At 65.1% G+C, this 12,811-nt stretch carries 10 protein-coding genes; 3 read left to right on the top strand and 7 right to left on the bottom strand.

Annotated elements, in window-relative coordinates; translation table 11 throughout:
• Positions 1-34 precede the first annotated feature (34 nt).
• The 6 genes from PSV40_RS12145 to PSV40_RS12120 form a co-directional block, all read right to left on the bottom strand.
• Positions 35-1,489 (bottom strand): amidase, encoded by a 1,455-nt coding sequence (locus tag PSV40_RS12145; RefSeq protein WP_300537779.1) that lies wholly within the window; start codon positions 1,487-1,489, stop codon positions 35-37.
• 40 nt (positions 1,490-1,529) lie between these two features.
• Positions 1,530-3,029, bottom strand: coding sequence for a M81 family metallopeptidase (locus PSV40_RS12140; protein WP_300537849.1), 1,500 nt, complete (start codon positions 3,027-3,029; stop codon positions 1,530-1,532).
• Between the two features lie 5 nt (positions 3,030-3,034).
• On the bottom strand, positions 3,035-4,681 hold the full coding sequence (locus tag PSV40_RS12135) for an ABC transporter ATP-binding protein (RefSeq protein ID WP_300537777.1): 1,647 nt from the start codon (positions 4,679-4,681) through the stop codon (positions 3,035-3,037).
• A complete protein-coding gene (locus tag PSV40_RS12130; RefSeq protein ID WP_300537776.1) occupies positions 4,678-5,565 on the bottom strand; it encodes an ABC transporter permease in 888 nt (295 codons plus the stop codon). Before PSV40_RS12130 ends, PSV40_RS12135 begins: the two co-directional genes overlap by 4 nt.
• Complete coding sequence (locus PSV40_RS12125; RefSeq protein WP_300537774.1) at positions 5,565-6,518, bottom strand: ABC transporter permease; 954 nt, start codon at positions 6,516-6,518, stop codon at positions 5,565-5,567. Before PSV40_RS12125 ends, PSV40_RS12130 begins: the two co-directional genes overlap by 1 nt.
• Positions 6,519-6,615: 97 nt before the next feature.
• Positions 6,616-8,199: an ABC transporter substrate-binding protein gene (locus tag PSV40_RS12120; RefSeq protein ID WP_300537772.1), complete on the bottom strand. Its 1,584-nt coding sequence runs from the start codon at positions 8,197-8,199 to the stop codon at positions 6,616-6,618.
• Between the two features lie 99 nt (positions 8,200-8,298).
• Here PSV40_RS12120 and PSV40_RS12115 point away from each other — a divergent pair, with 99 nt between their 5' ends.
• Positions 8,299-9,771 carry an amidase gene (locus PSV40_RS12115; RefSeq protein WP_300537770.1) on the top strand — a complete coding sequence of 491 codons (1,473 nt, stop codon included), beginning with the start codon at positions 8,299-8,301 and terminating at the stop codon, positions 9,769-9,771.
• Here PSV40_RS12115 and PSV40_RS12110 read toward each other — a convergent pair.
• Entirely contained in the window at positions 9,741-10,415 is a 675-nt protein-coding gene (locus PSV40_RS12110; protein WP_366915011.1) for a helix-turn-helix transcriptional regulator, read from the bottom strand. The two genes, PSV40_RS12115 and PSV40_RS12110, sit on opposite strands and share 31 nt — an antisense overlap.
• Positions 10,416-10,466: 51 nt before the next feature.
• Between PSV40_RS12110 and PSV40_RS12105 the strand changes: the two genes are divergently transcribed.
• Entirely contained in the window at positions 10,467-11,804 is a 1,338-nt protein-coding gene (locus PSV40_RS12105; RefSeq protein ID WP_300537768.1) for a HAMP domain-containing sensor histidine kinase, read from the top strand.
• Positions 11,805-11,824: 20 nt separating this feature from the next.
• Complete coding sequence (locus PSV40_RS12100; RefSeq protein WP_300537766.1) at positions 11,825-12,802, top strand: response regulator; 978 nt, start codon at positions 11,825-11,827, stop codon at positions 12,800-12,802.
• Positions 12,803-12,811 lie beyond the last annotated feature (9 nt).

The raw sequence follows: 12,811 nt of genomic DNA, 5'->3' as shown, positions 1-12,811 counted from the left end.
TTTCCAGTAAATGGCGGCGCAAACCGCGGGCCCTTCAGGGTGCAACGATCACCGGTCGCTTGAAATCAACATCGGCAGGCCGTGCGGCTTCGTAGGCGCGCGAGGCACGCAGCACCAGCGCGTCACCAAACATCGGCCCGACAAACTGCAGGCCGATGGGCAGGCCCGCCGCTGTCAGGCCGCAGGGCACCGTGCTGGCCGGCTGCTGGGTCAGGTTGAAGGGGTAGGAAAACGGCGTCCAGCCCAGCATGGCGGCCGGGTCCATGGGGCTGTGCCCGGCGGGCCGCGCCTCAAATGCCGGCACCGCCACGCTGGGCGTGACCAGCAGGTCGAAGCGCTGCATGAACTGGCGCATGTGCGAGCCCAGCGCGCCGCGTTGCAGGTGCAGGCGCTGGATGTCGAGCAGGCTGAATTTTTCACCGAGCAGCGCCTCGGCGCGAAAGTCGGGGTCGGTCAGCGCCTGCTGCGCGGGGGTGAGCGTGTTCCAGACGGTCCACGCGCCGGCAAACCACAGGCCGGTGGTGATCTCCAGCGGGTCTTCAAAGCCCGGATCGATCTGCTCCACCAACGCGCCAAGGTCGGCCAGCAGCGCCACGGCACGGGCCACGGATTGGGCCACTTCGGGATCCACGTTGCGCGCATAACCGAGCGCCGGCGACCAGGCGATGCGCAGGCCGCGGATGCCGTCTTCCAGCCCCTGCAGGTAGTTGCTGCTGTCAGGCGGCAGCGAGGTCCAGTCCCGGGCATCCGGCTTTTTGAGCACGTTCATCATCAGGGCCGCATCAGACACGCTGCGGCTGTGCGGGCCCAGGTGCGCGACCGAACCGAACGGCGACAGCGGGTAGGCCGGTACGCGACCAAAACTGGGCTTGAGGCCAAAGTTGCCGCAAAACGCCGCCGGAATGCGCACCGAGCCGGCGCCGTCTGTGCCTATGGCCAGCGGCCCCATGCCGGACGCCACCGCCGCCGCCGCGCCGCCGGAGGAGCCGCCCGGGGTCTTGCTGACATCCCAGGGGTTGCGCGTGATGCCGGTGCGCGGTGAATTGGTTTCGCCCTTGCAGCCGAACTCCGGCGTGGTGGTTTTGCCGAGAATCACCGCACCGGCTTCGCGCAGCCGCGCGGTGGCCGGTGCGTCCACCTCCCAGGGCTGGCTGGCGTCCACCGTGTGGCTGCCGCGCAGGGTAGGCATGCCGCGGGTCAGGATCAGGTCCTTGATGGACACCGGTACACCGTCGAGTTCGCCGCAGGGCGCACCACCCTGACGATAACGCTGCCAGCGTGCCTCGCTGTCCCGGGCGCTTTGCAGCGCGGACTCCTGCGCCACCAGGCAGAAGGCGTTGAGGGCGGGGTTGAGCGCGTCAATACGCGCCAGCACGGCGCGGGTGGCTTCGACCGGTGAGGCCTGGCCGCTTTGGTACAGCTGCAACAGTTCGGTCGCCGTGCAGTCGGCCAGATCAGGCAAAGTGGGGGAAGTGGGGGAAGGGGTCATCAGCTACTCCAGTCGTTGCTTGGTCAGGACGACCCGTCCTTCAAGGACGGCGCCGGATCGAATTGGGCAGGTTTTTCCAGGGCAGGTCGGCCGGGTCCGCCGCCATCGGCCCCGCGGCTTTGGCAATCAGGATGTCGGTCGCCGCATTCTCCACCAGCGGCGTGAAGTCCGCGCGGAAGTGGTTGGAGCTTTTGACGACGATGATTTTCATCGCCTCCGGCGTGATGCCGACCATGCGAAACAGCTCGCGGTCCAGCATCTGCATCTGCCCGCTGGCCACCGCCACCAGGATGCCGTCAACTTCCAGACAGGCACAGGGACCGAGGTTCGCCGTGTGCCCGGTCATCATCCGCCCCTTGAGCGTGACCGTGCCATCGCTGACAGCGCGCACCTTGAACTGGCTCTGTACCGGCGGGTCGCTGTGTTGACCGGTGAAGGTGGGCACCGCCGTCCCCAGGGTGATCGAAATCGTCGCCCCCACCCCGGCGGCGGCCGCGGCCTGTGCAGCCTGCGGGTCGAACATCAGCCCCAGCGCAATCTGGCCGGGAAATTTTTTCCCGGCGCCCTGTTGCAGCAGCGCATGCAACAGGCCGGTGGTGTTGCTGTCGCCGCCGGCGCCGGGGTTGTCCTGCGTATCGGCAATGACCAGCGGTTTGCCCGCCCGCTCCGCCCGCGCCAGTGATTGCGCGACGGCGTCACGGGCAGAAAGAAATTCAAGGGTCCACTGTGTCGGCTCGGCCACCAGGGCAAACAGGCGATCCACTGCTTCTGCCGCATGTTCGCCATGCGCCCAGACCATGGGTCCACACTCAGCAAAGTCGGACGCCGGAAACGCCATGCAAAAACTCAGGCAGGTGCCGAAATCGCGGTCCAGCTCCGGCAAGGCATCGTAGAGGTCTGCGGCGGGCTGCATCCAGGTGCTCTGTGCGTTCAGCGGAATCAGGAAAGGCAGACGCCGGTAGTGCAGCGGCTCCTTGCGGCCCAGCTGAAGGCGGCGTGCCAGCAGTTGCGCCGCCAGTTCGCCGGTTGCTGCCATGTCGATGTGGGGATAGGTCCGGTAGGAGACCAGCGCATCGGCCTGCTGCAGCATGCGCTGCGTCACATTGGCATGCAGGTCCAGGCTGGCGACGATGGGAATGTCCTGGCCCACCACCTGGCGGATGCGCGTGATCAGCTCGCCTTCGGTGTCGTCCACATGTTCTGCCACGCCGGCCCCGTGCAGGTCCAGGTAAACCGCGTCGAAGCCGCCCCGGCCCACGTCGGACAGCACGGCCGCGCTGATACGTTCGAACGCATCCTGCGTCACATAGGACGAGGGCGATGCGCCGCACCAGCTGCTGGGCACCAGTTGCCAGCCCCGGGTTTTGGCAGCATCGATGAAGCCCCCCGCCGGCAGATTGACGCCGGTGAGCCTGTCCAGCATCGCCTGGCCATGGATAAAGGCAGGGAAGTCATCGCCCCGGTTGAACGCCGCCCAGTCGGCCTTGGAGGGCGCAAAGGTGTTGGTTTCATGCTGGTAGCCAGCGACGAGGACTTTCAGGCTTTTCAAAATATCGCTCCGGGTGCGGCCGCAAACAGCCGGCGTGTGTACTCGTGTTGCGGTCGCGCATACAGCCCGGTGGTCGGGCCCTCTTCCACAATTTCGCCCTGGTGCATGACGATCACACGGTCGCACAGTTGCGCCGCCACGCGCAGGTCGTGTGTGATGAACAGCATGCCCAGGCCCAGCTCGGTCTGGATCTCGCGCAGCAGTTTCAAAATTTGCGCCTGCACACTCACGTCGAGGGCGCTGACCGCTTCGTCGGCCACCAGCACACGCGGGCGGCAGGCCAGCGCGCGCGCAATCGCGATGCGCTGGCGCTGCCCGCCCGAGAACTGGCTGGGGTAACGTTGCAGGCCGTCGGCGGGCAACCGGACCTTATCCATCAAACTGGCTGCAAGCGCCATGGCTTCTGCGCGGGTAGCTCCGAAATTCATAGCGCCTTCGATGATGGAATCACCGACCTTGCGGCGCGGGTTGAGCGAGCGATTCGGGTCCTGGAACACTACCTGCACCTGGCTGCGCAGCGGCCGGAGCCGGCCTTCGCTGAACCGGGCCACGTCGAGCAGGGCATCGTCCCCGCCTCGTGCGTTCTGGCGCCACAGGACCTGGCCACCGGTCGGGTCGATCAGCCGGATCAGGCAGCGCGCCAGCGTCGACTTGCCCGACCCGGACTCGCCGACAATGCCGACGGTTTCCCCGGCCGACACGGCCACCGACGCGGCCTTCAGCGCATGCGTCAGCCGGCTGCGGCCCAGCCAGTCGCGGGCGCTGTAGGTTTTGCTGACGTCCTGGCCGCGCAGCAGCGGCGCGCCCAGCGGCGCCGGCCGGGCCGGCGGCGGCGTCATGCTGGGCACGGCCGCCAGCAGCATCTTGGTGTAGTCGGCCTGCGGTGTCTGCAGCACCGCATCACGCGTGCCGTATTCGACCGCCCTGCCCTGGTGCATGACCAGGACGTCATCGGCAATCTCGGCGACGACGCCCATGTCGTGCGTGATGAACAGCACAGCGCAGCGGTGGCCACCCGACAGGTCCGCCTGCAGCTCCTCGATCAGCCGGAGAATTTCCTTTTGCGTGGTGACATCGAGAGCCGTGGTCGGCTCGTCGCAGATCAGCAGGGCCGGCTGCAAAATGACGGCCATGGCAATCACGATGCGCTGGCGCTGACCGCCCGAGAGCTGGTGCGGGTAGCTGCGCATCATGCGTTCAGGCTCGGGCAGCTTGACGCGCCGCAGGATGTCCAGCACCGCTTCGCTGCGGCGTTTGGCACCCCAGTCGGTGTGCTGTTGCAACAGCTCGTCGATCTGGTCGCCGCAGGTCATCACCGGGTTCAGCGCGGTCATCGGCTCCTGGAACACCATGCCCATGGCCTGGCCGCGCAAGGCGCGCAGGTGCTGCGCCGGCGCGTCCAGCAGCGACTCGCCGCGCAGCAGAATACGGCCCGGGCCCGGCTGGAGCTCGCGGGGCAGCAATCCCATGATCGCCGTAGCCATGACCGATTTTCCGGAACCGGATTCCCCCACCACACACAGCGTTTTACCCGGATGGATGCTCAGGCTGACGTTCTCGATCGCATAAGGCCGGTCGCTGCCGGGCGGCAAGGCCACATGCAGTTTGTCGATGACCAGGACAGGCGCCAAGTTGTCGGTCATGGAGTACGTTTCGAAAATTTCGGGTCCAGCACATCGCGCAGCCCGTCACCCAGAAGGTTGATGGCCAGCACCGTGGGCACCAGGAACAGCGCGGGAAACAGCACATTGCCCGGGTACTGGGTGAACTGCACCCGGCCCTCAGCCATGATGTTGCCCCAGGTCGGAATGTCGGCCGGCAGGCCCAGGCCCAGGAAACTCAAAATGGCTTCGGTCAACACGGCGGAGGCCGCCACAAAAGTACCCTGCACGATCAGCGGCGCCATGGCATTGGGCAAAATGTGCCGCCACAAAATCACCGGCGTCGGCGTGGCCAACGCCCGTGCGGCTTCCACAAACGGTTCTTCGCGCAGGGTCAGCACCATGGCCCGCACCAGGCGCGTCACGCGCGGGATTTCAGGAATCGCAATCGCCACCACCACCGTCCACAGCTGCGCGCCCAGCGCCGCCACCAGTGCGATCGCCAACAGGATGGCCGGTATGGCCATCAGCCCGTCCATGAAACGCATCAGCACGGCATCCACGGCTCGAAAGTAGCCGGCCAGCATGCCCAGCAGCGCACCCACGCCAATCGCCACCGCCGCGGTAAAGGCAGCCACCAGTAGCGAGGTGCGCGTGCCGTACAACACGCGGCTGAAAATGTCGCGACCGAAGTTGTCGGCGCCCATCCAGAAGGTGTGCGCCACCACCGTGCCGTCGAGCTGCGCAAACTCGCCGCGCACCCCGGCGGCGGTGTTGATATGGGCCGAATCCATGGCCGCCGGGTCCACCGTGCCGAGAAAGGGCGCCAGCGCGGCCAGCGCCAGCAACACGCCCAGCACCAGCACGCCGAAGCGGAAAGCGCTGTTGCGCCAGAGCCGCTGGGAAAGAAGTTGCCAGACGGGCATCAGTAACGGATCCTCGGGTCCAGAAACAGGTAACTCACGTCAACCAGCAGATTGACCCCCACATAAAGCAGGCTGAAAAACAGCACCAGCCCCTGGATCACCGGAAAGTCGCGGTTCAGCACGGCGTCCACCGTGAGCGAGCCGAGGCCGGGAATGGCGTAAACCGTTTCAGTTACCACCACGCCGCCGATGAGCAGCGCGACGCCGATGCCGATCACGGTGACGATGGGCACCGCCGCATTGGCCAGCGCATGGCGCATCAGCACGGTCGATTCAGCCAGACCCTTGGCCCGTGCCGTGCGGATGTAGTCTTCGGTCAGCGCCTCGGAAACGCTGGCGCGGGTGACTCGGGCGATCAGCGCCACGTAAATCATGGCCAGCGTGAGCCAGGGCAAGGCCAGCTGGCGCGCCCAGGCCCAGACGCCCTGCCCGTCGGCGCCGAACAACCGGCGGTAACCCTGCACGGGGAACCATTCGAGTTGCACCGCAAAGACGTAAATCAGCAGGTAGCCGGTGACAAACACCGGAATCGAAAACCCGGCCACCGAAAAGCCCGACAGCACCCGGTCCAGCCAGCCCCCCATGCGCCAGGCGGCAATGGTGCCCAGCGGCACGGCCACCAGCACCGCCAGCACAAGCGTGCCCGCCGCCAGGCTGAGCGTGGGCTCCAGCCTCTGGGTGATCAGTTCGGTGACCGGCTTGTTCAGGTAAAACGAGTAGCCCAGATCACCCTGCAAGACACCGCTGAACCAGATCCAGAACTGGGTCAGCAGAGGTTTGCTCAAGCCCAGGGTCTCGCGGATCTTCTCGATGTCTTCGTTGGTCGAGTTGTTGCCCGCAATCACGGCGGCCGGATCACCGGGCGTCAGCCGCAGGATCAGGAACACCACGACGGCCACGACCAACAGGACGGGAATAGTCGCGAGCAGGCGCTGCAGTAGAAATCTCAGCATGGGGGGACGGGCATGACAACTGGGGACAAGGTCTGGCTATCCACAGGCCGGGCTGCGGCCTGGCCTGTGGTGAAAATCGCCGGACCGGTCCGGTGGATCAGTTCTTTTTGATGTTCCAGTACACCTGCGCACCGCCTGGAACCAGGCCGGAGATATTGCTGCGCAAAGCCGCCGGGTTGTTGTATTGCCCAAGATGCACGTGCGTGGCGGTCTCGATCGCACGCAACTGCAGTTGTTCGGCAAGTTTTTTCTTCTCGGCCTCGGTGCCGGCCTGGGAAAATTTGACCTTCAGCTCTTCAATGACCTTGTCATCCTGCCAGCCAAACCAGCCCTTGTCGCCGGTGGCGTTGAGCATGGCCATGGTCAGCGGGTTCTGGATGTCGCCGGCGGTCCAGGCCGTCATGAAGGCGTTCCAGCCGCCCTTGTCCGGTGCATCTTTCTTGGCGCGGCGGGCCAGCAGCGTGGCCCAGTCTGACTGCTGCATGTCCACCTTGAAGCCGGCGGCTTCGAGCTGCTGCTTGGCCACCAGCGGCAACTTGGCAATCGAGGCCAGGTCGGTTGGCCGCATCAGCACGATGGGCTCGCCCTTGTAACCGGCCTCGGCCAGCATCTGCTTGGCCTTGGCCGGATTGGCCATGCCGGTGTAGATACCGGTGTTGTCGCTGGCATAAGGCGTGCCGCAGGGGAACATGCTCTTGCAGAACTTGTACATGCCGGGCGCGCCCACCTGTGTTCTCAGGAAAGCCTCCTGGCCCATCGCCACCATGGCGGCCTGGCGGATCTTCACGTTGTCAAACGGTGCATGCAGGTGATTGAAGCGGAAGATGTACTGCAGGCCGGCCGGCTGGGCATCCACAATCTGCACATCCTTGGCGGCCTTCAGGGAGGCGTACTGCTCAAACGCGGGCTGCTCGATGAGGTCGACCTCGCCGGCAATCAGGGCATTGAACTGGGTCTGCGGATCGCGGATGATGATCCACTCGACCCGGTCGAGGTAAACAACCTTGCCGCCGGTGGTGCCGTCCGGCGCTTCGGCACGGGGCTTGTACTTGTCGTTCTTGACGTAAACCAGTTTCTCGCCCGGCTTGTACTCGGCCGTGACGAACTTGTAGGGACCGGAGCCGATGTTTTCCTTGATCTGCTCGCTGCCGGGTGTGGCCGCGATGCGGGCAGGCATGATGAAGGGAACGTTCGACGAAGGTTTGCCCAGCGCCTCGAGCATCACGCCAAAGGGCTGGTTGAACTTCACGACAAAGGTCTTGGCATTGGGGGTTTCGTAACTCGCCAGGCTCTTGGCCATGACGCCGCCGAAACTGTCGCGGCTGGCCCAGCGCTTGAGCGATGCCACCACGTCCTCGCTGGTGACGGGTTTGCCGTCGTGGAACTCCAGGCCGTCACGCAGCGTGAAGGTCCAGACCTTGTTGTCCTTGGAAGCGCTCCAGGTGTCCACCATCTGCGGTTTGACCTTGCCTGTCAGGTCGGTGCCGAACAGCGTGTCATAAATCATGTAGCCGTGGTTGCGGGTCACAAACGCGGTGGTCCAGATCGGGTCCAGAATGGTGATATTCGAATGCGGCACGACCTTGAGCGTTTTTGCCTGGGCCTGCGCCGCAAGCGGCAACAGCAGGCCGGAAACCAGGGCCACCGAAGCGGCCAGGGTGAAAAGGGAGCGACGTTTCATGACAATTTTTCCTTGGCAACAAGAGTTGGGGACAGTCAGGCAGCAATCAGAAAGCTGCTTCGTAATGTAACCACACTTTTGATGCAATATTCAAGCCATATGAAAAACAGCACACAGCCCGGCAACCCCGTCACCACCTGGACCGCCACCGAACTGTCACGCGCCATCCATGCACGCCGGGTTTCCTGCCGCGAAGTGATGCAGGCCTACCTGGAACGCATCGCCCAGGTCAACCCCCTTCACAACGCGCTGGTCAGCCTGCAGGAACCGGACAATCTGCTGGCGCAGGCCGACGCACGCGATGCACAGCTTGCGCCCGGCAAGTCGCGCACGGGAAGCATGGGCTGGATGCACGGCATGCCCCAGGCCATCAAGGACCTGGCCGCCGTGCAGGGTCTGCCCACCACGCTGGGCTCGCCCCTGATGCGGGCGTTTGTCTCCCGGGAGGACGGCCTCATGGCGTCGCGCATGAAAGCCGCGGGCTGCATCGTGATCGGCAAAAGCAACACCCCGGAGTTCGGGCTGGGCTCGCACACCTTCAATGAGGTGTTCGGCGTCACGCGCAATGCGTATGACCCGTCAAAAAGCGCGGGCGGCAGCAGCGGCGGTGCGGCGGTGGCGCTTGCCACACGCATGCTGCCGGTGGCCGATGGCAGTGACTTCATGGGCAGCCTGCGCAACCCGGCCGCCTGGAACAACGTGTTTGGCCTGCGGCCCAGCCAGGGCCGTGTGCCGATGTGGCCGGTGCAGGATGTGTATCTCAGCCAGTTGGGGACCGAAGGGCCCATGGGCCGAACCGTCGAGGACGTCGCCAGGCTGCTGAGCATCCAGGCCGGCTGGGATGCGCGTTCGCCGCTGTCGATTGCGGAAGACGGTACCCAGTTCCTGACCTTGCCTGCGCTGGACGCCACCAAGCTCCGGATTGGCTGGCTGGGCGACCTCGGGGCCTACCTGCCGATGGAGCACGGCATCCTGGCCACCTGCGAGCAGGCCCTGCGGCGTTTTGAGCAGCTCGGCTGTGCGGTGGAGGCAGCGGCGCTGGGCACGCCCGCCGACCGGGTCTGGCAGGCCTGGCTGGTGTGGCGGCGTGCCCTCGTCGCCTCGCGCATTGCGCCGTTTCTGGTCCAGGGCAGCAACCGCGAAAAGATCAAGCCGGAAGCGCTGTGGGAATACGACCAGGCCCAGGGCCAGAGCGCCAGCGGGTTTTCAGCGGCAAGTGCCCAGCGCACCGCGTTCTACCAGCACATGCTCACGCTGTTCGAGCGGTATGACTTTCTGGCCCTGCCGGCGGCGCAGGTGTGGCCCTTCGATGCGGGCGAGCGCTGGCCTACCCAGATCAACGGTCACCCCATGGACACTTACCACCGCTGGATGGAAGTGGTGATCTACGCCACCTTCGCCGGCCTGCCCTGCATCAGCGTGCCCGCGGGCTTCGGCCCGCACGGCCTGCCGATGGGCCTGCAGCTGATCGGCAAACCGCGGGGCGACCGGGCCGTGCTGCAACTGGCGCAGGCCTACGAAGGTGTGGCGCAGGACATCCTTCAGATCACGCCGAGCCAGCAGGCGCGTTGAATCGCCGACATCTTGTTGTCCACCTTGAGTTTGGCCATGGCGTTGGACAGGTGGTAGTTCACCGTACGTTCGGCGCAATGCAGGCGCTCGGCGCTCTGGCGCGCCGTCAGGCCTTCAAAGGCCAGCGCCAGGCATTCGCCCTCGCGCGGGCTCAGCGGGCTGCTGGCCTGGGCCATCGTGCGCTTGAACAAGGGCCAGATATTGAGGGCCGACCAGACCAGCGCCGCAGCCTCGGCGCGGTCGTGAAACTGGCGTGGACTGAAAATGAAACACTCGAAGGCCCGCCCTGATGGCAGGGGAAACTCGATGCGCACCACACTCTGGAAACCGTGGGCCAGCCATAACAGGCGCCAGCGGCTGGTGTTGCCGGCCTCTGCCTTGCCAATGTGCTGCCAGGCCACGAGGGATGCATCCGATTCGCGCCACGGCGCGCCGAAGTCCTGGCTTTCTGCCAGCGCAAGCGCTGCGTCGATAAAGCGGGGTGGGTGGACTGCTGCCACCAGCCGGTCCTGCCGCTGGCCAAACGGGTCCGGGCTCAGGACCACCACCGCCTCGACGGAAAATTCGCGCAATGCGGAGATCCAGTCGCTCAACATGCTGTCCAGCGCAATACTGTCAAAGTTGACAGGGGGACGCATCGTCATTCTTGCTCCGGAACTGTGACAATGCATTGTGATATGTTCGAAAATTTACGCATGACTTCCGGAGTACCCGCCAGGATCAAACAAAAGATTCGCACGCTGTGGAGCAGCCCCGGCGCGTGGGCGCGGCTGTGGTTTGCGCGAATCAGGGCTGAACTGCTCCAGGAGCAGCTGGTTCTCATTTTGCACCCGTCGCGCTGGCGCCTGCGCTGGCTCGGGCTGTTCACGCTGGTGGGACATCCCCTGTTTGGGTGGATCTGGGGACAGTGGTTACCCCAGCCCTACGAGAGCCCCGCGCTTCGCGCTGTCATGGGCACGCTGGGCTTGCTGCTGATCTCGGAGAGCATCACCAACGATCCTTCCAGCAAACTTTCGGCGCGGATTTTTTCCGTGGTTTTCTGGATCCAGCTGCCGGTTTTTTTCAGCTGGATGTATCTTTGCAACAACGGCAACACGGTCTGGCTGGCCAGCTTTTGCGCCATGGTGCTGATTTATTACCATGTGACCGACTGGCGTGCGGCCACCCTGGGGACGGTCAGCGGCGCCCTGCTGGCCTGGACGCTGTTCAAGGCCTTCGGCCCGGCCCTTCCTTCCATGAGTGAGCAGCAGTTTTCCATCAACGCCGTCGTCATCGCGTTCAGCTGGGCCAGCGCCCTGCTGCTGGGACTGTCGTCGGCCAACCTGCGGCGCGAGCACCTGCAGCACACGCTGACCACCATGGGCATCATGGCGCACGAACTGCGTACGCCGCTGGCCACGATGTCGCTGATCGGCGACGCCGTGCGCAATGAAAGCCGGCAGGTCACGGAGCCCGGTGGCGGCCAGCGGCTGGACCAGCTGGTCGTCAGGCTGCACACCCTCGTGCGCAACATGAACCAGCAGATCGACACGCAGATTGCCAACGCACGCCTGCTGCGCCTGCCGACGCACCGGGAATCCGTGGCCGCCGCTGCGCTGCTGCGCAATGTGGTCAAGGACTACCCTTATCGCAATTCGCGGGAACGCGAAAGCGTGGTGCTGGTGCTGCGCAAGGATTTTTCCTTCGAGTCGTCCTACCGGTTGTTCGCGCAGGTCATCAACAACCTGCTCAAAAACGCCTTTCGCGCGCTGGCGGCAACCAGTTCGGCAGCCAAACCCGGCGACCTGCGCATCGAAGTCGGGGTGCTCAACGGTTACGGGCGCATCATCGTCACCGACCAGGGCACCGGCATCGCGCCGGAATTGCAGGCGCGCATTTTCGAGCCGTTTTTCTCAACCGATCGCGGTACCGGCCACGGCCTGGGACTGGCTTTTTGCCAGCAGGTGGTGGAAAGTGCCGGCGGCACCATCCGGGTGAAGTCGGAACCCGGACGCGGCGCCATCTTCATCATCGAGCTTCCGGTTCTCAGGTAACACAACCCACACGCGCACCCATGAGTTTTCCCTTGTTCCATCGCCCGGGCGCCATCGTTTTTCTTGACGATGACCCGGCTTATCTGGAGATGCTGGCGATGGTGTTGCCGCGCCAGTGGCACGTCAAACTGTATCTGCGGCCGCAGACCTGCATCAACCAGCTGCAACAGGAGCCGCCGCTGTGGGAGGCCGACGCATGGACGCAGCAGGAGATGATCGAGCGCTGGCGCGCCGGCAGTCCGCTGATTCCGCAAATCCTGAACTACTGGGCCAACCATACCGAACGTTTCGGTCTGGCCAGGGTCTGCGTGTTCGATTACGCCATGCCCGGCATGGACGGCCTGCAGGCACTGGGCGAGTTGACCGACTGGCCGGGAGGCCGGGTGCTGCTGACCGGACAGGCCGATGAACATGTGGCGGTGAGCGCCTTCAACCGGGGGCTGATCGACCAGTTCATTGCCAAGCAGACCGTCGATATCTCCCAGCACCTGATCACCGTCATCCAGCGCATGCTGGCCCAGCCGCAAATGCGCCATTCGCAGATCTGGCGCGCCGCGCTGACCCAGCCCCAGCACGCCCTGCTGCAGGTGCCGTCGGTGGCCCGCCAGCTCGCCAGTCTGGCCAGCAGCCACTGGGTCGAACATGTGGTCATTGGCCAGCCCTTCGGCATTCTGGGCATGGACGCCGACGGACGCGCCAGCTGGCTGCAGCTGGAGTCTGCCGCGGGCCTGGCCGATCTGGCGGAGCTGGCAGAGTCGCAGGGCCTGAAGGCGGCCGCTGCTGAGGACATCCGGGCCGGCCGCCACCTGGTGGACCTCGAGCTTCAGCAAGCCCTGGGGCAACCCGGACCGGCGCGGCTGATTCCGGCGTTTTCCATTGGTCACGAAGGCACGGTGCTGGGGGCCCTGTTTCCGGTCGAGCTGGCCGCCAGTCCACCGGGATTGACCGGCTACAAACACTGGCTCAAAAAACACGGCCGGCGCACCGTGCGGGACTAGTCTTCCGGA

Origin of the sequence: Polaromonas sp. (assembly GCF_029945925.1) — a bacterium.
In the GTDB taxonomy this organism is placed as follows: Bacteria; Pseudomonadota; Gammaproteobacteria; order Burkholderiales; family Burkholderiaceae_C; genus Polaromonas.
Note: the sequence above shows the minus strand (reverse complement) of the source record. Positions and strands in the feature narration are given on the sequence as shown.